At 71.3% G+C, this 19,660-nt stretch carries 16 protein-coding genes and 1 pseudogene; 14 read left to right on the top strand and 3 right to left on the bottom strand.

Annotation, left to right across the window (positions count from 1 at the left end; translation table 11 throughout):
• Positions 1-137 precede the first annotated feature (137 nt).
• Positions 138-1,436 carry an acetyl-CoA C-acetyltransferase gene (locus ACFQLX_RS13245; RefSeq protein ID WP_386414662.1) on the bottom strand — a complete coding sequence of 433 codons (1,299 nt, stop codon included), beginning with the start codon at positions 1,434-1,436 and terminating at the stop codon, positions 138-140.
• Between the two features lie 136 nt (positions 1,437-1,572).
• On the opposite strand from ACFQLX_RS13245, the gene ACFQLX_RS13240 reads away from it, so the two are divergent.
• Both ACFQLX_RS13240 and ACFQLX_RS13235 read left to right on the top strand, forming a co-directional pair.
• Positions 1,573-2,898 (top strand): 3-oxoacyl-ACP reductase, encoded by a 1,326-nt coding sequence (locus ACFQLX_RS13240; RefSeq protein WP_386414661.1) that lies wholly within the window; start codon positions 1,573-1,575, stop codon positions 2,896-2,898.
• Between the two features lie 3 nt (positions 2,899-2,901).
• Positions 2,902-3,768, top strand: coding sequence for a MaoC family dehydratase (locus ACFQLX_RS13235; protein WP_386414659.1), 867 nt, complete (start codon positions 2,902-2,904; stop codon positions 3,766-3,768).
• A gap of 97 nt (positions 3,769-3,865) precedes the next feature.
• Here the strand turns inward: ACFQLX_RS13235 and ACFQLX_RS13230 are convergent, their stop codons facing one another.
• Entirely contained in the window at positions 3,866-4,522 is a 657-nt protein-coding gene (locus ACFQLX_RS13230) for a TetR/AcrR family transcriptional regulator (RefSeq protein ID WP_386414657.1), read from the bottom strand.
• A gap of 81 nt (positions 4,523-4,603) precedes the next feature.
• Here ACFQLX_RS13230 and ACFQLX_RS13225 point away from each other — a divergent pair, with 81 nt between their 5' ends.
• The 8 genes from ACFQLX_RS13225 (at position 4,604) to ACFQLX_RS13190 (ending at position 13,189) form a co-directional block, all read left to right on the top strand.
• Positions 4,604-5,071 carry an SCP2 sterol-binding domain-containing protein gene (locus ACFQLX_RS13225; protein ID WP_386414655.1) on the top strand — a complete coding sequence of 156 codons (468 nt, stop codon included), beginning with the start codon at positions 4,604-4,606 and terminating at the stop codon, positions 5,069-5,071.
• A gap of 8 nt (positions 5,072-5,079) precedes the next feature.
• Positions 5,080-6,309 carry an acyl-CoA dehydrogenase family protein gene (locus ACFQLX_RS13220; RefSeq protein ID WP_386414653.1) on the top strand — a complete coding sequence of 410 codons (1,230 nt, stop codon included), beginning with the start codon at positions 5,080-5,082 and terminating at the stop codon, positions 6,307-6,309.
• Positions 6,306-6,764: a universal stress protein gene (locus tag ACFQLX_RS13215; protein WP_386414652.1), complete on the top strand. Its 459-nt coding sequence runs from the start codon at positions 6,306-6,308 to the stop codon at positions 6,762-6,764. Before ACFQLX_RS13220 ends, ACFQLX_RS13215 begins: the two co-directional genes overlap by 4 nt.
• 10 nt (positions 6,765-6,774) lie before the next feature.
• Positions 6,775-7,857: an adenylate/guanylate cyclase domain-containing protein gene (locus ACFQLX_RS13210; RefSeq protein WP_386414650.1), complete on the top strand. Its 1,083-nt coding sequence runs from the start codon at positions 6,775-6,777 to the stop codon at positions 7,855-7,857.
• A gap of 241 nt (positions 7,858-8,098) precedes the next feature.
• Positions 8,099-9,616, top strand: a complete 1,518-nt coding sequence (locus tag ACFQLX_RS13205) for a flavin-containing monooxygenase (protein WP_386414649.1) — start codon at positions 8,099-8,101, stop codon at positions 9,614-9,616.
• A gap of 110 nt (positions 9,617-9,726) precedes the next feature.
• Positions 9,727-10,704, top strand: a complete 978-nt coding sequence (locus tag ACFQLX_RS13200) for an AurF N-oxygenase family protein (RefSeq protein ID WP_386414648.1) — start codon at positions 9,727-9,729, stop codon at positions 10,702-10,704.
• A gap of 90 nt (positions 10,705-10,794) precedes the next feature.
• On the top strand, positions 10,795-12,411 hold the full coding sequence (locus ACFQLX_RS13195) for an FAD-dependent oxidoreductase (protein WP_386414647.1): 1,617 nt from the start codon (positions 10,795-10,797) through the stop codon (positions 12,409-12,411).
• 58 nt (positions 12,412-12,469) lie between these two features.
• Positions 12,470-13,189 carry a TetR/AcrR family transcriptional regulator gene (locus tag ACFQLX_RS13190; RefSeq protein ID WP_386414646.1) on the top strand — a complete coding sequence of 240 codons (720 nt, stop codon included), beginning with the start codon at positions 12,470-12,472 and terminating at the stop codon, positions 13,187-13,189.
• 76 nt (positions 13,190-13,265) lie between these two features.
• Here ACFQLX_RS13190 and ACFQLX_RS13185 read toward each other — a convergent pair whose 3' ends face one another.
• Entirely contained in the window at positions 13,266-14,477 is a 1,212-nt protein-coding gene (locus ACFQLX_RS13185) for a PucR family transcriptional regulator (protein WP_386414645.1), read from the bottom strand.
• 616 nt (positions 14,478-15,093) lie between these two features.
• On the opposite strand from ACFQLX_RS13185, the gene ACFQLX_RS13180 reads away from it, so the two are divergent.
• The 4 genes and pseudogenes from ACFQLX_RS13180 (at position 15,094) to ACFQLX_RS13165 (ending at position 19,625) form a co-directional block, all read left to right on the top strand.
• On the top strand, positions 15,094-16,581 hold the full coding sequence (locus tag ACFQLX_RS13180) for a DUF6801 domain-containing protein (protein WP_386414644.1): 1,488 nt from the start codon (positions 15,094-15,096) through the stop codon (positions 16,579-16,581).
• Positions 16,582-16,629: 48 nt separating this feature from the next.
• Positions 16,630-17,622, top strand: a pseudogene (locus ACFQLX_RS13175) (ABC transporter ATP-binding protein); the annotation flags it as partial.
• Between the two features lie 236 nt (positions 17,623-17,858).
• Positions 17,859-18,725 carry an MlaE family ABC transporter permease gene (locus tag ACFQLX_RS13170; protein WP_386414643.1) on the top strand — a complete coding sequence of 289 codons (867 nt, stop codon included), beginning with the start codon at positions 17,859-17,861 and terminating at the stop codon, positions 18,723-18,725.
• Positions 18,726-18,728: 3 nt separating this feature from the next.
• On the top strand, positions 18,729-19,625 hold the full coding sequence (locus ACFQLX_RS13165; protein ID WP_386414642.1) for an MlaE family ABC transporter permease: 897 nt from the start codon (positions 18,729-18,731) through the stop codon (positions 19,623-19,625).
• The last annotated feature ends 35 nt before the right edge of the window (positions 19,626-19,660 follow it).

Below are 19,660 nucleotides of genomic sequence, written 5' to 3'. Positions count from 1 at the left end.
TTGACGCGGGGTGCGGGTACGGGCGGTGAGTGCGCGGCACGCGGTCGGGGTCCGGCAGTACGCACATTCGTACGACCGTAGCCGGGTCGGACGAACGTATCGAGAGGGCCTGCACGGACCCGGGCCGTGCGACGCCGTCATGCCTCAAGCAGCGCGGTGACGCCCTGGCCGCCCGCCGCGCAGATGGAGATCAGGCCGCGCACCGGGGCGCCGTCGCCGCCGCGCGCCAGGGCGTGCAGCTGCTTGGCCAGGCCGGCGACGATCCGCCCGCCGGTCGCGGCGAAGGGGTGGCCGGTGGCCAGCGAGGAGCCGTTGATGTTCAGGCGCGCGCGGTCGACCGTGCCGAGCGGGGCGTCCAGGCCCAGGCGGCTCTTGCAGAAGTCGGCGCTCTCCCAGGCGGCGAGGGTCGCGAGGACCTGGGAGGCGAAGGCCTCGTGGATCTCGTACAGGTCGACCTCGGCGAGGGGGATCCCCGCGGCGGCGAGCAGCTTGGGCACGGCGTAGACCGGCGCGGTGAGCAGGCCGTCGGGGCCCGAGACGTAGTCCACGGCGGCCGTCTGCGAGAAGCCGACGTACGCCAGCACCGGCAGTCCGCGCTCGGCCGCCCACTCCTCGCTGGCCAGCAGCACGGTGGAGGCGCCGTCGGTGAGCGGGGTGGAGTTGCCCGCCGTCATCGTCGCGTCCGGGCCCTGGCCGAAGACGGGGCGCAGCGTGGCGAGCTTCTCGACGCTGGAGTCGGGGCGCAGGTTCTGGTCGCGCTCCAGGCTCCGGAAGGGGGTGATCAGGTCGTCCTGGAAGCCCGCCTCGTAGGCGGCGGCGAGGCGGTGGTGGCTGGTGGCGGCGAGTTCGTCCTGCGCCTCGCGGCTGATGCCCCACTCCTTGGCGGTCCGGGCGGCGTGCTCACCCATCGACAGGCCGGTACGGGGCTCGGAGTTCTTCGGGATGTCGGGGACGAGGTGCCGGGGCCGGAAACCGGCGAGGGCGCCCAGCCTGCCGCCGTTGGTCTTGGCGCGGCGGGCCTTCAGCAGCAGCTTGCGCAGGTCGTCGTTGAGGCCGAGGGGGGCGTCGCTCGCGGTGTCCACGCCGCCGGCGACACCGGCGTCGATCTGGCCGAGGGCGATCTTGTTGGCGACGAGGATGACCGCCTCAAGGCCCGTACCGCAGGCCTGCTGGAGGTCGTAGGCGGGCGTGCGGTGGTCGAGGGTGGAGCCCAGGACCGTCTCGCGGGCCAGGTTCCAGTCGCGGGCGTGCTTGAGGACGGCGCCCGCGACGAACTCGCCGAGCTGGACGCCGCCGAGGTCGAAGCGCTGGATCAGCCCCTCCAGGGCGGCGCCCAGCATCTCCTGGTTGGAGGCGGTGGCGTAGGGCCCGTCGGCGCGGGCGAAGGGGATGCGGTTGCCGCCGAGGACGGCGACGCGGCGGGGGGTCGGGGTCATCGCGTACTCCCTGGGGGACGGCGGGGCGGTGGGATGGGCTCCGGTATCCCAACCATCCGCATGCGTCGAACGGTTGTGTACGGAACCACCTAACTTTACTCTTCAGTAGACTTACTCATCCGTAGGGAGGAAATCAATGGCCGACCGCTACCAGAAGTTCACCGCGGGTGGACCTGGAGGATTTCTGGCGAAGCGGCTCGGTCTGCCGCGCCCGGAGCCGCTGCGCCGGCACGCCCCGGGAGACCCGCTGCTGACCGGTCCCGCGCTGCTGGCCGGCGCCGACGGCGGGCGGCTGCTCAAGCCCGTACGAGCCGCCCTGGAATCGGCGTCTGTCGAGGTCAGCACCGACGCCGAGCGTCCCGCCGCCCTGGTCTTCGACGCCACCGGCATCACCTCAAGCGCCGAGCTCGCCGCGCTGTACGCCTTCTTCCACCCCAAGGTCCGCGCCCTGGCCCCCTCGGGCCGCGTTGTGGTGTTGGGCACACCGCCCGAACTCGCCGCCTCCGCCGCCGAGTCGGCGGCCCAGCGCGCCGTCGAGGGCTTCGTGCGCGCGATCGGCAAGGAGCTGCGCCGGGGCGGCACGGCGAACCTGCTCCTCGTCGCCCCCGGCGCCGAGGAGGCCCTGGAGTCCTCGCTGCGCTTCCTGCTCTCGGCCCGCTCCGCGTACGTCAGCGGGCAGCCGGTCCGCCTCTTCGCGCCGGCGGCGGCCGTCGAGGCGCCCGCCTCCTGGGACCTGCCGCTCGCCGGGCGCAGCGCCCTGGTCACCGGCGCCTCCCGGGGCATCGGCGCGGTCGTCGCGCAGACCCTCAGCCGGGACGGCGCGACCGTCACCCCGCTGGACATCGCCGCGCAGTCCGCCGACCTGGCGGCGGTGGCGGGCACGTTGGGCACCCAGGCCCTGGAGCTGGACATCACCGCCCCCGAGGCGGCCGAGGCGATCGCCGCCCGCTACCCCGACGGCCTGGACATCCTGGTCCACAACGCGGGCATCACCCGGGACCGGACGCTCGGCCGGATGGACCAGGGCCGCTGGGACTCCGTCATCGCCGTCAACCTCACCGCCGTCGAGACGCTGACCGCCGCGCTGCTGGAGGCGGGGGTGCTGCGCGCGGGCGCCCGTATCGTCTGCACCTCCTCCATCAGCGGTATCGCCGGCAACATGGGCCAGACCAACTACTCCACCAGCAAGGCCGGCCTGATCGGGTACGTCGACCACCTCGCCCCCGAGCTGGCGCCGCGCGGCATCACCCTCAACGCGGTGGCGCCCGGGTTCATCGAGACGCAGATGACGGCGGCCGTCCCGCTGTTCATCCGCGAGGCGGGGCGCCGGCTCAACAGCCTCAACCAGGGCGGCCTGCCGGTGGACGTGGCGGAGGCGGTGGCGTACTTCGCCGCCCCGGCGAGCGGCGCGGTGCGCGGCCAGACGCTGCGCGTCTGCGGCCAGGCGCTGCTGGGGGCCTGAGCGATGACACGCGACGTCCGTACGCTCACCGGCCCGCCCGGGATCGCCGCGCAGTACCTGCGCGCGGTGCTCCCCAAGGGCCGGGGGAACGGTGTGATCCCCCCCGGCGCGCTGGGGCTGCGCGCGGCCCCCGTCGACGCCGCGCGGCTGCGCACGTACGCCCGGGTCTGCGGCTTCGAGGATCCGGCGGCCACCGGGCGGATGCCGGCGACCTTCCCGCACATCACCGCGTTCCCGCTGGCGATGGAGCTGATGACGGCGCGGGCCTTCCCGTACCCGGTGCTCGGCCTGGTCCACCTCACCAACCGGATCGAGCAGCTGCGCCCGATCGGCGCGGAGGAGCCCCTCGCCTACGAGGTCTGGTGCGAGCAGCCCGTCCCGCACGCCAAGGGCGTCACCTTCGACGTCCGCGGCGAGGCGCGGGCGGCGGGGGAGGGCGAACCGCTGTGGCGGGAGGTCTCCACGTACCTGGTGCGCGGCAGGGGTACGGGCGAACGGGCGGCGCCGCACGAGGAGTTCGACCTCGCCGCCCCCGAGCTGGAGACGGTGTGGCGGCTCCCGGAGTCGCTGGGCCGCGGCTACGCCTCCGTCTCCGGTGACCGCAACCCGATCCACCTGCACGCGCTGACCGCGAAGCTCTTCGGCTTCCCGCGCGCGATCGCGCACGGCATGTGGTCCAAGGCGCGCGCGCTGGCGGATCTGGAACGGGCGGGTCTGCTGCCGGCCGCGTACGCGGTGGGCATCGACTTCCGGGCGCCGATCCCGCTGCCCGGGGAGACGCGTCTGCGGGCGGTCCGCGCGGGCAAGGGCGTGCGGTTCGCCGTCACCGCCGAGCGCGAGCAACTGCGGGGAGAGGTCACCGCGTTGTAGCCCCCGCCACAGACGCCGGGTGTCCCCGCCGAGGGGGGCGCCCGGTACCGCCCCCGTCTGCCGGACGCCGATGCCGTGCGGGCGGGGGTGCGGCCGTTCAACCTCGCGGCGGCGTCCACGTCTCGCCCGCCAGGGCGTTGCGCATACCGACCCAGATCATCGACATCAGCCGCTGCGTCACCTGGTCCGGCGACTCGCCCGGGTGCTCGGCCATCCAGTCCGTCAGCGCGTCCGCCGCCCCGACGAGCGCCATCGCGACGAACGACACCTCCGGGTCCGCGAGCCGCGCCGAGGTGTCCGTGCGCGCGATGCCGCTGGCGACGAGCGAGGCCACCGCCGCCCCCACCTCACCGCGCTGGCGCTGGACCTCCGCCGCCACCTCGCCACCGACTTCGGACGCCTGCCGGTAGAGCACCACCCAGCCGTCGCGGTGCTCCGCGACGAAGCCGAAGAACGCCGACAGGCCCCGCCAGAGCTGCGACTCGGCGTCGCGCGCGGTGCGCGCGGCGTTCGCGAAGGACTCCGTGAGCAGCTCGCCCTCCCGGCGGATGCAGGCGGTGAACAACCCTTCCTTGGAGCCGAAGTACAGGTACACCATGGGCTTGGAGATGCCCGCCAGTTCCGCGATCTCGTCCACCACGGCCAGGTGGTACCCCCGCTTGGAGAACACCTGGATCGCAGCGTCGATGATCTGCTGCTCCCGCACGTGGCGGGGCAGCCTGCGCCGGGTTTTATCGCTCATCTTGTCGGCCACCTTGCCAGGGTATCTATCCCACCAGTAACTTAACTCCACAGTAAGTTTACCGAAGAGTAAGTACCGCTGGAAGGACAGTCGATGCCCGACGCAAACGGTCTGGGAGAGATGGACTTCGAGTCCATCTCGCCGGAGGACTACGCCAAGCTCGTCAAGTCGCTCTCCATCAAGGAGATCCGCGAGATCGCCGCGGACGCCCCGCTCCGCGCCACGATCATCGCCGCGATCTTCGCCCGGATGGGCCGCCAGTTCCGCCCCGAGAGCGCCGCCGGCCTCAAGGCCGTGGTCCGCTGGAAGATCACCGGCGAGGGCGAGGCCGACGAGCTGGTGTACGAGACGAAGTTCGACTCGGGCACGGTCGCCGTCAGCGAGGGCCGCACCGACGTGGAGCCCCGTACCACGCTCACCATGGACGACCTGATCTTCCTGAAGCTCACCTCGGGCAACAGCAACCCGGTCACCCTCTTCCTCACCCGCAAGCTCAAGCTCGCCGGTGACGTGGGCTTCGCCGCCGGCCTGACCCGCTACTTCGACATCCCGAAGGCGTAGGGACGGCCATGGCTTTCAATCTCGACCTCACCGAGGACCAGCGCGATCTGCGCGACTGGGTGCACGGCTTCGCCAAGGACGTCGTACGGCCCGCGGCGGCCGAGTGGGACGAGCGCGAGGAGACCCCCTGGCCCGTCATCCAGGAGGCCGCGAAGATCGGGCTCTACGGCTTCGAGTCCCTCGCCGACCTCTTCGGCGACCCCAGCGGCCTCTCCCTCCAGATCGCCAACGAGGAGCTGTTCTGGGGGGACGCCGGCATCGGCATGGCCCTCTTCGGCACCTCCCTGGCCGTCGCCGGGATCTTCGCCGCCGGCACCCCCGACCAGCTCGCCGAGTGGGTCCCGGAGTGCTTCGGCGACGAGAGCGACCCGAAGGTCGCCGCCTTCTGCGTCTCCGAACCGCAGGCCGGCTCGGACGTCTCCGCGATGCGTACCCGCGCCCGCTACGACGAGGCGAAGGACGAGTGGGTGCTCAGCGGCCAGAAGGCGTGGATCACCAACGGCGGCATCGCGAGCATCCACGTCGTGGTGGCTTCGGTGGACCCGGAACTGGGTGCGCGCGGGCAGGCCGCGTTCATCGTGCCGCCCGGCACCCCCGGCCTGGTCGGCAACAAGAAGATCAAGAAGCTGGGCCTACGCGCCTCGCACACCGCCGACGTCTTCCTCGACGAGGTCCGGGTCCCCGGCCGCTGCCTCCTGGGCGGCAGGGAGCGCCTGGACCGGCGCCTGGCGAGGGCGCGCGACGCGGCGGCGGGCAAGGTCGTCCCGGGCCAGAAGGGCCAGGCGGCGATGGCGACCTTCGAGGTCTCCCGCCCCACGGTCGGCGCCCAGGCCCTGGGCATCGCCCGCGCCGCCTACGAGTACGCGCTGGAGTACGCCGGCGAGCGCGAGGCGTTCGGCCGCCCGATCATCGACAACCAGGCCGTCGCCTTCCCGCTCGCCGACCTGCGCACCGAGATCGAGATGGTGCGGCTGCTGATCTGGCAGGCGTCCTGGATGGCCCGCAACGACCGGGTCTTCGACGCCGCCCAGGGCTCGATGGCCAAGCTGCGCGCGGGTGAACTGGCCGTCTGCGCAACGGAGAAGGCGATCCAGATCCTGGGCGGCGCGGGCTACAGCCGCGAGCACCCGGTGGAGCGGATGTACCGCGACGCCAAGATCTACACGATATTCGAAGGCACGAGCGAGATCCAGCGTCTGGTGATCGCCCGCGCCCTGTCCGGGAGGCAGATCCGATGAACGGCAAGGGATACCGCACGGTACTCGTGGGTACGGACGGCTCGGAGTCCTCGCTGCGCGCGGTGGAGCGGGCGGCGGTGCTGGCCGCGGCGGAGGGGGCGACGCTGGTGATCGCCTGCGCGTACTCCCCGATGCGTGGACGCGAGGTGGAGCGGGCCCAGGACGTGCTGGGCGCGGAGGAGGCGTACCAGGTGGTGGGCTCGGCGCCGGCCGAGGACACCCTGCTGACGGCGGCCGACCGGGCGGTGGCGCAGGGGGCGGCGGAGGTACGGACCATGGCCGTGGAGGGCGACCCCGTCTCGACGCTGGTGCGGTTGACCCAGGACCTCGACGCGGACCTGGTGGTCGTCGGCAACCGGGGGCTGCGCTCGCTGGCCGGGCGGCTGCTGGGGTCCGTACCGGCGGACGTGGCGCGCAGGTCGGGCACGGACGTGCTGATCGTGCACACGACCTGAGGGCGGGCGCATGGACGAAGCCGTGGACGAAGCCGTGGAGAAGGCCGTGGACCAGGCAGTGGATGAAGCCGTGGACCGGGCAGTGGACCAGGCCGTGGACGGGGCTGCCGACGAGCAGGCCGCCGCCCGGGAGCGTATCGAGGGCATCCTCCTGGGCGGCCCGCGCCGCTACTCGCGCGCCGACGTCACCCGGCTCTCGGGGGTCTCCGCCGAGCGCACCCAGGAGATCTGGCGTGCGCTCGGCTTCGCGGTGACCGACGAGGACGAGATCGTCTTCACCGACGGCGACCTGCTCGCCCTCGCGGGCGGGGAGCGCTTTATCGAGGCCGGTCTGATCACCGCCGACAGTGAGACGGCGATGACCCGCCAGCTCGGCCACCACCTCTCGCGCCTCGCGGAGTGGCAGGTGATGACCATCTGGTCATGGCTGGAGGGAATCAGCGAACTGGAGCCGGGGGACGAGGAGTTCGCCCGGCTGGTGGAGATACTGCTCCCCGAGCTGGAGCGGCTGCAGACCCATGTCTGGCGCCGGCACCTGGCGGCCTATGCGGGCCGTACGCTCACCGCCCCCGGCGAGCGGCAGGAGGCCTCGCTCAAGGCCGTGGGCTTCACCGACATGGTGGCGTACACCCGGATGACGCGCGGGCTGGACGACGCCCAACTGGACAGTGTCCTGGGCCGCTTCGAGGCCCTCGCCGGCGATGTCATCGCCGACCACGGGGGGCGGCTGGTGAAGACGATCGGCGACGAGGTGCTCTTCACGGCCGACACCCCGGACGCCGCGGCGGAGATCGCGCTGGAGCTGACGGAGCGGGCCGCCGCGGACGAGGTGGTCCCCCGGCTGCGTACGGGCCTCGCCTACGGCACGGTGCTCAGCCGGTACGGCGACGTCTACGGGGAGGTGGTCAACATCGCGGCGCGGCTGACCTCGGTGGCCCGCCCCGGCACCGTCGTGGCGAGCGAGGAGCTGGCCGAGAGGCTGGCGCGGGGCGGGGCGTACGAACTGCGCGCGCTGCGTCCGGTGTCGGTGCGCGGCTACAGCAGGCTGCGCTCGGCGGTGCTGCGCAGGGCGGGGCGCGGGGGAGCGGTGTGAAAGGGGACTGTCACCTGGTGACAGTCCCCGCCCGCCCCCTGCTCAGTCACGGCTCAACTGCCGTGGACCAGGGCTCTGTTGATCGGGTTCGACCCCTCGTGCCGTGTGGCTCAGATCACATTACCGCCGGTATCTGAAACATGCTGTCGCAGGTAAATTGCGGGTAACACATGGAGTACAGGCGCCACCGGCCGACCCGTCCGTCCGCGCAGCCCGAAGCGACAGAAAGAGGGATACGGAGATGGACCAGCACGTCGATGTACTGATCATCGGCGCCGGGATATCCGGCATCAGCGCCGCCTGCCATCTGGAGCGTGAGGGCGGCGGTCGCAGCTACGCCATCCTGGAGCGCCGCGAGCGCCTGGGCGGCACCTGGGACCTCTTCCGCTACCCCGGTATCCGCTCCGACTCCGACATGTACACCTTCGGCTTCGGCTTCCGCGCCTGGCACGGCACGAAGATCCTCGCAGCCGGCGGCGACATCCGCGAGTACGTCCAGGACACCGCCGCGGCCCACGGCGTCACCGACCAGATCCGCTACGGCCGCCGCGTGGTGCGCAGCGACTTCGACAGCGCGAGCAACCTGTGGACCGTGCGGGTCGAGCGGGAGGACGGCTCCCCCGACGAGGTGTGGACCGCCGGCTTCGTCGTCATGGCGACCGGTTACTACGACTACGACGAGGCCTACCGCCCCGCCTTCCCCGGCGAGGAGGACTTCGCCGGACAGGTCGTCCACCCCCAGTTCTGGCCCGAGGACCTCGACTACGCCGGCAAGCGCGTCGTCGTGATCGGCAGCGGCGCCACCGCGATCACCCTGCTGCCCGCGATGGCCGACGAGACCGCGCACGTGACGATGCTCCAGCGCTCGCCCACGTACATCCTCGCGCTGCCCGAGGACGATCCGATCGCCACGGCGATGCGCGCCCTGCGCCTCCCGGCGAGCCTCGTGCACCGCTTCGGACGGGCCCGCAACATCTTCCTCCAGCGCTTCTCGTACGACATGTGCCGCAGGTACCCGCGCGCGATGCGCCGCGTCCTGCTGCGCCTGGTGCGCCTGCAGACCGGCGGGGCGGTCGACATGAAGCACTTCACCCCGAGCTACAACCCCTGGGACCAGCGCCTGTGCATCATTCCGCGCGCCGACCTGTTCCGGGTGCTCAAGAAGGGTCAGGCGTCGATCGTCACCGACCACATCGAGCGCTTCACCGAGAAGGGCATCAGGCTGAAGTCCGGCGAGGAGCTGCCCGCCGACCTCGTCATCACGGCCACCGGACTGAAGATCCAGCTGGGCGGCGGCGGCGTCATGGCCGTGGACGGCGAGGAGGTCCGGCCCCACGAGCGCTCCTTCTACAAGGGCGTCCTGCTCGACGGCGTCCCCAACATGTCCTTCATCGTCGGCTACACCAACGCCTCCTGGACCCTGAAGGCGGACCTGGCCGCCGACTACACCGCCAAGCTGCTCGCCAGGATGAAGCGGGGCGGCTACGACCGCGTCACGGCCGTCGGCACCGACGGCGACCGCGCCGCGAACTCCATCCTCGGCGACTCGATGACCTCCGGCTACATCGCCCGCGGCAACGAGGTGATGCCCCGGCAGGGCACCCGCGACCCCTGGATGATCCACAACAACTACTACGTGGACCGCAAGGCGCTGAGCAGGGCGCCGATCGACGACGCGGTCCTGGAGTTCGCCCGTACCGCCGCTCCTGGCGGGAAGGCGGAGGAGAAGGCCGGCGAGGCCGCCGCCTCGGCCGCCTGACGCACGCTCTGCCCCTGCGGCTCCCCGGAGCCCCCGGCGTCCCAGCGGACGCACCCCTGCCCCACCTGTGCCAAGGCCCCCAGGGACCGGCCATCAGACGGAGGACGGCCATGACCGCGCTGACCAAGCAGCAGTACCACGAGACGATCCGCACCCTCTCCGAGGCCTCCACCCACGTCCACTTCCAGGCGTTCAAGGACATCGACTGGGACCACCCGGACAACGCGATCGACCCCGCGGACCCCCGCTGGGTGCTCGCCGAGGCCGACGCGCTGGGCCGCCACCCCTGGTACAAAGCGCAGCCGGTGGAGTTGCAGGCCCGGATCGGGCTGATGCGGTACGCCAACATCGCCAAGGTGGGGATGCAGTTCGAGAACGTCCTCATCCGCGGCGTGGCGGACTACGTCTACCACCTGCGCAACGGCAACCCGGAGTTCCGCTACCTGACGCACGAGAACACCGAGGAGTGCCACCACACCCAGATGTTCCAGGAGTTCGTCAACCGCTCCGGGATGGACGTGGGAGGCGCACCGGGCTGGTTCAACAAGGTCGCCCGCCTGCTGCCGCTGGCCGGCTCCCTGTGGCCCGAGGTCTTCTTCACCGGCATCCTCGCCGGCGAGGAGCCCATCGACCACGCGCAGAAGGCGGTACTGCGCAGCGGCGACGTGGTGCACCCCCTGTTCCGGCGGATCATGCAGATCCACGTGGCGGAAGAGGCCCGCCACATCTCCTTCGCGCACATGTTCCTCACCCAGCGGATTCCGAAGCTCGGCCGCCGGCGCCGGGCGGTGCTCTCGGTGGCCTTCCCGATCGTCATGCGGACCCTCGCAGACGTGATCATGATTCCGGACCGCAAGGCGTCCGAGGCCATGGGCATCCCGCGCTGGGTCATCAAGGAGGTCTTCTGGGACTCCGCGGACGGCGAGCAGATGCTGCGCGAACTCTTCGCGGACGTACGGCTGCTGGCCGAGGAGACCGGTCTGATGAACAAGACCTCGCGCCGCGTCTGGAAGCGCCTGCGGATCGACGGCCGCCCCTCGCGGTTCCGTGGCGAGCCGGCCCCGCTGGCGAGCCGCGCGGCAGCGTAGCGACCTTTGCCGGACCCCTTGTCCGGCCCGGATGAGCCGTGAGCCGACGGCCCCCGCCGTCGGCCCCTCTGAACGGAGTACCACCCCCTCATGCCCCACGTCGTCACCCGGTCCTGCTGTGCCGACGCGTCCTGCGTACTGGCCTGCCCCGTCAACTGCATCCACCCCGCCCCGGGCGAGGAGGGCTTCGGCCAGGCGGAGATGCTCTACATCGACGAGCGCTCCTGCGTGGACTGCGGGGCCTGCGTGAGCGCCTGCCCGGTCGACGCGATCAAGCCGCACACCAAGCTGGGCGAGGGCGAGCTGCCGTTCCTGGAGCTGAACCGCTCCTACTACCGGGACAACGCGCACGAGGACCGTGCGCCGATGTACGTCCTGCCCAAGGCGCGCCCGATCCCGCCCGGCGAGCTGAGCGTGGGCGTCGTGGGGGCCGGTCCCGCCGGACTCTTCGCCGCCGACGAACTGCTGCGCCACCCCGAGGTGTCGGTGACGGTGTACGACCGGCTGCCGACGCCGTACGGGCTGGCGCGGGCCGGGGTCGCCCCCGACCACCAGGACACCAAGCAGGTCAGCGAGCTGTTCCGCGTCATCGAGAGCCAGCCGGGCTTCAGCTACCGCCTCGGTGTGGAGGTCGGCCGCGACACCACCCACGCCGACCTGCTGCGCGAGCACCACGCCGTGATCTACGCGGTGGGCGCCGCGACCGACAAGCGCCTGGGCATCGAGGGCGAGGACCTGCCCGGCAGCGTCTCCGCCACCGACTTCGTCGCCTGGTACAACGGCCACCCCGACCGCGCGGGCGACCACTACGACCTCGACTGCGAGCGCGCGGTCGTCGTCGGCAACGGCAATGTCGCCCTCGACGTGGCGCGCATCCTCACCGCCGACCCCGGCGCCCTGGCCCGTACCGACATCTCCGACCGGGCGCTGGACGCCCTGCGGGCCAGCGCGATCCGCGAGGTCGTCCTCCTGGGCCGGCGCGGGCCCGCGCAGGCGGCGTTCACCGTCCCCGAGCTGATCGCGCTGAGCGCCCTGCGGGAGGTGGACGTGCTGGTCGAGGGCTGGCCCGAGGGCCTGGCAGCGGACGGCTCCCAGGCCGAGGGCGGCGAGAGGGTCCGGCTGCTGGCCGAACTCGCCACCCGTACCCCCGTCGAAGGGCGCCGCCGGATCGTGCTGCGGTTCTGCGCCGCGCCGGTACGGATCGAAGGCGACACGGCGGTCACCGCCCTGGAACTGGCCGCCACCGAACTGAGCGCCGGCACCGACGGCACCGTCCGCGCGACCCTCACCGAGCGGCGCGAGCTGCTGACCACCGGCCTGGTCCTGCGCTCCATCGGCTACCGCGCCCGCCCCGTCGCCGGGCTGCCCTTCGATGAGGCCGCCGCCACCGTTGTGCACGAGCGCGGCCGCGTCGAGCCGGGCGTGTACGTCGCGGGCTGGATCAAGCGCGGTCCGACCGGGTTCATCGGCACCAACAAGACCTGTGCGAAGGAGACCGTCGAAGCACTGCTGGAGGACTTCGCGGCGCAGCGGCTGACGGCGCCGACCTCCACGCATCCGGCGTCGGGTCCCGTGCCGGGGATCACGACGGCCGGCTGGCGGGCCATCGACCGCACCGAGCGGGCGGCGGGCGAGGCCCAGGGCCGCCCGCGCGTGAAGCTCACCTCGACGGAGGCGATGCTGGACGCGGCCTCGCAGCCGCACTGAGGCGGTGGGTGCCGTGCTGAGGCGACCGCATACGCGTATCCGTCGATAGCATAGAAGGATGGCGCACAGCAGGACCCGGCGTGACAGCAAGAGCCGGACAGAGACGGTGGACGTCGCCACGGACGGGCGCTCCACCCGCTGGGACGAGCATCGTGCCCAACGGCAGGGCGAGTTGCTCGATGCGGCGGTCTCGCTGATCGAAGCGGAGGGCCCGCGCTTTCGCGTGGGCCGCCTCGCGGAGCACGCCGGGCTGCCCCGCTCGGTGCTCTACCGGCACTTCAAGGACCGGGCCGGCCTGGAGCGGCTGATCCGGCGGCGGGTAGTGGATGCCTTCATGCGCCAACTGGAGCCCACGATGCGCTTCGAGGGGACGGTCGCGGAGTCCACCCGCCAAGTGATCAACGCCTATCTGGACTGGGTCGTCTCCCATCCGAGCCTGTACGCGTACGTGGGCGTCGGTACGCACTCGCTCAGCGACGGATCGGTCGTCGCGGACGCCAAGACGGCCATCGCCCGCACCCTCGCGGACCGCTTCCGCGAGGTGCTGGACTCGATCGGGGTGCACGACGCACCGATAATGCCGATCGCGACGGGGCTGGTCGGCTTTGTGGACGCGACCGTCAACCAATGGGTGGCTGACGGTCAAGAGGCCACCAGTGAGGGCGAGTTGCGCGAGATCCTGGTCCTGGCCGCAGAGGCGATCCTTGAGAGCGGCCTGGCCTACCTGGGCGTCCGCATCCCCCCGGACCAACCCCTCAAGGACCTCCTCGTCCCCTGACGGCGGACCACCGGCCGGTCGGCCGCGCTCCCGTCAGCGAGCGCGGCAGGCCCCCGTCGCGCCCGCGGCCGCGGCCTCAGTCGCGCGTCGTCTGCCGCGCTCGCAGCTCCAGCCCCCGCAGCACGATCTCGACCGCGAACCGGTCGTCGGGATCCGCCAGCAGATCCCCGAACGTCTTGTCCAGGCCGCGCATCCGATAGCGCACCGTCTGCGGGTGAAGCCCCAACTGCTCAGCCATCTGCACCGCGTTGCCCCGGGTGTCCAGCCAGGCGCGAAGGGTTCTGATCAGCCGGTCACGCTGGCTGGCGGTGAGTTCGGTGAGCGCCGTCAACCGCTGCCTGGTCAGCGCCTCCACCAGACCGGGATCGGCGAAGAGGAGCAGGGTCACCAGATGGTCGGCGCAGTTCACCATCGGGCCGGGAGGCAGCACCCCCGACTCGGCGAGTGCCAGCGCCCGCCGTGCCCAGCGCAGCGAGTCCGCCGCCTCCGCCAGCGGGACGGTGAGCCCGACCGCCATCTTGGTGCCCAAGGGCATCAACGCGAGGGTGGCGCGTACCTCCTCCGTCATCTCGCCGGGGAGTAGCGCATAGGGCTGGTGGTCGTCGAGGTCCAGCAGCAGGGTGTCATCGAAGACGCCCCGAGGGGGCGCCATGCCGGCGTGGAAGGCGAGCAGGGTGACCTGCCCGGGCAGCGGCCACTCGACCCGCTCGGCGACCTCCTCCAGCGCCGCGCGCGGCGCCGCCGAGCCGGAGAGGATGAGGTGCAGCAGCCGGCGGCGCTGGGTGCCGATGCCCTGCTCCATCTCCGCTTTGGCTTCCAGGTAGCCCTCCCGGGCCACCTCCACCAGCTCGTCCACGTACACGAGGAGCGCGTCCGCGAAGGAGAGCAGCAGCCCGGAGGAGAGATTGAAGCGGCGGGCGACCTTGCGGGAGCGGTGCAGCGCCATCCGCGTCCCCAGCCGGAAGGCGGCCTCCATGGTGTCCAGGCCGCGCCCCTCGTACGCCTCGAAGCGGCCGAAGCGGCGGAAGGTCTTGTCGCGCTGGACGGTGGGTGCGCCGGGGGCGCCCACTTTCTCGACGAAGGTGGTGAGGGCCTGCTGCACGATGAGCACGACCGTGCGCCCGTAGGGGCCGTTCTGGAGGGAGGCGTAGTCCGGTATCTGCATCCGGATCTCCGCCCGGATCTCCTCGATCAGGCTGGGCAGCTCCGGTCGCATGATCGCAGCCAGCTCGGGCGGCAGGCCACTCATGGCGCGTGAACGCTGTTCGGCGGGTATGGCCGTCGTCATGATCACCCCGATGTGCGGCTCGGGCCCCGTCGTATGGGGCGTTCCCTGGTCCTGGGCGGGCTGCTCGGGACGCGGTGGCTGTACGTGTTAAGTGCGCGATGACGGTAGGCGCCTCGGTCGGTGAAGGCACCTGTCGCGCGGTAGCGGTGCCTCGATGCCAGGGCCGTCGGCATCAGTGTCTGGAAGCAAGGTAGAACATCCGTCAGGTAAACGCGATGCTTCGGCTGTGTATAAACCGTGGAGGATTGCTCACTTCGGTGCAGAGCGGTCCTCCCGGGCAGTCCTTCCGAAGGCCCGGTGGGTCCGATCTTGCTCACCGAGTGACAGGGGTTGACTGTGAGGTGCGCCCGTGGAGAGGTACCCGGGGGACCGCAAGACCACTCCGCCGGTCCGGAAGTTATGCCTCCCGGCAGGGGGCGTTCGACTGCGTGCTCACTTCTTGATGAGCCGTGGGCCGCGATTGCTGGGCTCTGCACAAGGCAGCCGGACCGTAAACCTGTGGCGGCATCTTTTCGAATACAAGCATTGCGCTACCGGGTTACCCGTACGTAACGTCCCTCGCAGCCCCAGTACGTCCATCCCCTGGAGAACCGTCATGCGAGGTGCCGCGAGGCGAGTGCGTGCCGCACGGTTCGCCGGAATCGGCGCCTTGGCGCTGCTCGGCGGTCTGCTGCCCGGCTCGAACCCGGCTGTCGGCGCCGGAGCCGGCCGAATCGACGTCCTCTTCGACTGCGCTCTGGCCGACGGCTCCACCGTACGGACGGAAGCCGCCATCGCGGTGGTACTTCCCGAATCCGGGACGCCTGGCGAGCGTATCCAGCCCACCGACGTCGAGGTGGCGGTAGAACCGCCCGCCGCCACGCTGGCCGCGTTGGCCGCGCAGGGCACCACCAGCGTGGACAGCACCGTCACGCTCGGCGTGGACCTGCGGCAGGGCGCGAACGCGGTGAAGGCCCCCTGGGGTCCGCTCGCCGCCGCGGCATCCACCACGGCGGCAGAGCGCCCCACGCACACCGGCGAGGTGCCCTGGGTGCTGCTGGCGGCCGAGGGCGAGGTCAGCTTCACCACCGCCGACCTCCAGCTGACGCTGACCCCGAAGGACGGCTCCTCGCTGGCCCCGGTCGACGTCACCTGCGCTCCGACCGGACCGGGCACCTTGCTCGGTACGGTCGAGGTGAGGGCTTTTGGTGCGCCGGAGGCGTCGGCTCCCGAGGACGCGCCGCCCGCGACATCCGGCGCCGGCGCCGCCCCGGGCGGGGAGTCCCCCGGAGCGGACGGGGGCGAGGACGCCACGGACGGTGGGCCCGGCGTCAAGACGCCGGAGTCCAAGCCGTTCGTCATGCCGCGCCAAGCCGCCGGTGTGCGGCGCGGCGAGGCGTGTCCGGAGGAGAAGCCGGACACCAGGCCCGACCCGAAGCTCTACCCGCCGATGCCCCCGACCGCGGTCCTGGGTTCCCCCGGCGTATCGAACAACCTGTGCGCCATCGCGACCGGCTTCGCGACGGTGAGGAAGCAGCAGCGCTCGATGATCGTCAATGACGGGCGCAAGAACGTCATGACCGCGCTGAGGCTGGTCTTCAACCAGGAGCGGTACACCGACCCCCGGCAGCCGGGGTGGACCCGCAGGATGCACTCGGGCACCATCGCGCTGCCGGACGCCGAGTCCTCCTTCATGGTCTTCGACTTCCAACCCGCCAGCGCCAAGGTGGCGTTCGAGGCGGGTCCGGTCACCGCGGTCTCCGACCAGCAGAGCGGGACCACGGGCTTGACCATGCACGTCGGCTACTTCCAGCACCTGCGCCTCTACGACGTCAAGATCAACGGCGTGCCGCTCAGGGTCGGGCCCGACTGCCGCACCTCCAAACCGATCAAGACCATGCTGAGCGGCAAGTACGCCACCACCATCAACAACGGCGGCATCCTCACCACCGGCAGCCTGGAGATCCCGCCGTTCTCCGGTTGCCGCAACGGGACCGAGGACGTGAGCCGCCTGCTCACCCTCGCGATCTCCGGACCCGGCAACAAACTCAAGATCCGTCAAGGCCAGGCCTATCGAACCGGCGAGCCCCTGGGCAGCGCCGTCCCGGAGCTTCCTCCACTGTGACCCACACGAACCAGTCCCCCAGCCACGCATGAACGCCCGGGAGGTGCAATGGGAATCGAGGTAGTCGTCGAAGGACTCACCAAGTCCTTCGGCCGGCAGAACATCTGGCAGAACGTGTCACTCACCCTGCCCGCCGGTGAGGTCAGCGTGATGCTCGGCCCCTCAGGAACCGGCAAGTCCGTCTTCCTCAAGTCGCTGGTCGGACTCATCCGGCCGGAACGCGGCCGCGTCCTCATCAACGGCGTCGACATGGTCAACAGCCCCGAGCGGGACGTTTACGAGACCCGCAAGCTCTTCGGCCTGATGTTCCAGGACGGCGCGCTGTTCGGCTCGCTGACGCTCTTCGACAACATCGCCTTCCCGCTGCGCGAGCACACGCGCAAGAAGGAGAAGGAGATCCGCGACATCGTCATGGAGCGGATGGACATGGTCGGCCTGCGAGGCGCCGAGGGGAAGCTCCCCGGCGAGATATCCGGCGGTATGCGCAAGCGCGCCGGCCTGGCTCGCGCGCTGGTCCTGGATCCGAAGATCCTGCTGGTCGACGAGCCGGACTCCGGCCTCGACCCGGTCCGTACCGCGTACACCTCCCAGCTCCTCATCGACCTCAACGCCCAGATCGACGCGACGATGCTGATCGTCACGCACAACCTGGACATCGCGGCGACCGTCCCCGACAACATCGGGATGCTCTTCCGCCGCAACCTGGTGATGTTCGGCCCCCGCGAGGTGCTGCTGACCAGTGAGGAGCCCGTCGTCGAGCAGTTCCTCTCCGGACGGCGCGCCGGCCCGATCGGCATGTCCGAGGAGAAGGACCACGCGACGATCGCCGCGGAGGAGGAGCAGGGGCTGTACGAGAACCTGGGCACGCCCCGGGGCCTCGAACCGCAGCTCGTCCCGTCACCGGGGCTGCCGATGCGCAAGGCGGTCCACCGCCGCCGCGCCCGGGTCCGCACCATGCTGCACGAGCTGGCCCCCCGTGCCCGCGCCGCGGTCGAAGCGGACCTGCGGGAAGCGGAGGCGGAGATGACCATGCCGCTGCCGGCCGTGCCGGGGCTGCCCGCCGACCTCAGCCCCGCGCTGTCGGCCGCGCCCGCCGCGCCCCACCTGCCGCCGCCCGGTGGACCGGCCGCGGCGCCGGCCCCGCGCACGCCGACCGTCGCCGAGGTCCACGCCGGCCTGTTCCGCAAGGCCCCCACCGGGGACCGCGAAGACGGGGCCGCCGAGGCGGGCGCCGCCGAGGAGACGGACGACGTCTCCAGGGGTCCGGGGAGCGCGTGGTGAGCCGGACGACACCGGAACCGGCGGGCGCCCCGATACCGGAGCCCCACCACCAGACTCCGGCCAAGGCACCTGAGGTCACCTTCGAGCGGGAGCCGTTGCGCCTGCTCAATCCGCTGCGCGAGGTCGGCCGGATGTTCATCCTCGGCCTGCTGGTGACGCGCGAGATCTTCCGCCGCCCCTTCCAGTGGCGGGAGTTCGTCGAGCAGTTCTGGTTCATCGCCAGCGTGACGATCCTGCCCGCGATGCTGGTGACGATCCCCTTCGGCGCCGTCATGGCCCTCCAGGTCGGTTCGCTGATCTCGCAGTTCGGCGCCCAGTCCTTCACCGGCGGCGCCAGCGTGCTGGTCATCATCCAGCAGGCCAGCCCGCTGATCGTCTCGCTGCTGATCTCCGGAGTGGCCGGTTCGGCGATCTGCGCCGACCTCGGCTCCCGCACCATCCGCGAGGAGCTGGACGCCATGCGCGTGATGGGCGTCTCGCCGATCCAGCGCCTGGTGGTGCCCCGCGTCCTCGCGGTGATGCTGGTCGCGCTGCTGCTCAACGGCATGGTGTCGGTGGTCGGTACGCTCGGCGGCTACTTCTTCAACGTGATCATGCAGGACGGTACGCCCGGCGCGTACCTGTCCAGCTTCTCCGCGCTGGCGCAGCTGCCCGACCTCTACATCAGCGAGCTGAAGGCGCTGATCTTCGGCTTCATCGCCGGGATCGTCGCCGCCTACCGGGGTCTCAACCCCAAGGGAGGGCCGAAGGGCGTGGGTGACGTGGTGAACCAGTCCGTGGTCTTCACCTTCCTCATCCTCTTCTTCGTGAACATGGTGCTCACCGGCATCTACCTCCAGCTCGTACCGTCGAAGGGGCTGTGAGCCATGGCTGTCACCTCGGACCGCGGCGACCACGTCTCGCCGCCGCCCACCCCCAAACCGCCGCTGCGCTACCGGCTGCCCGCGCACCGCGAGGAGGTCGGCGCCCTCTTCCGCTTCCTGGACCGCCCCGGCGATGAGATCCTCTTCTACCTGCGCGCCCTGGCATGGATACCCCGCGCGATCCGGCGCTACCCCAAGGAGATCCAGCGCGTCATGGCCGAGGTCGCCTTCGGCAGCGGCGGCCTGGGCGTCATCGGCGGCACCGTCGGCGTGATGATCGGCATCACCGTCTTCACCGGCACCGTCGTCGGTATGCAGGGCTACGCGGCGCTCAGCCAGATCGGCACCGACGCCTTCACCGGGTTCGTCTCCGCGTACTTCAACACCCGGGAGATCGCGCCGCTGGTGGCGGCGCTCTCCTTGTCGACGACCGTCGGCGCGGGCTTCACCGCCCAACTCGGCGCCATGCGCATCAACGAAGAGGTCGACGCGTTGGAGTCGATGGGCATCCGCTCGATGCCCTTCCTCGTCTCCACCCGCGTCGTGGCCGGAGCCGTCGCCATCGTCCCGCTGTACGGGATCGGCCTGCTCGGCTCCTATCTGGCCTCGCGGATGGTGACGGTGCTGTTCAACGCGCAGTCCACGGGCACCTACGACCACTACTTCGAGCTGTTCCTGGTCCCCACGGACGTGCTGCTCTCCTTCCTCAAGGTGATCGTTTTCAGCGTGCTGGTGATCCTGGCGCACTGCTACTACGGCTTCCGGGCCTCCGGAGGCCCGGCCGGGGTCGGCCTGGCCGTGGGGCGCTCGGTGCGTACCGCGATCGTGCTGATCTCCGTCACCGACTTCTTCCTCAGCCTGGCGCTGTGGGGCGCGACGACGACCGTGCGGGTGGCGTGATGGCACTGCTGACCAAACCCGGGTCCTCGACCCTC

It is taken from the genome of Streptomyces polyrhachis (genome assembly GCF_042663125.1).
Taxonomy (GTDB): Bacteria; Actinomycetota; Actinomycetes; order Streptomycetales; family Streptomycetaceae; genus Streptomyces; species Streptomyces polyrhachii.
This window is presented reverse-complemented; position numbering and strand designations above follow the sequence as displayed.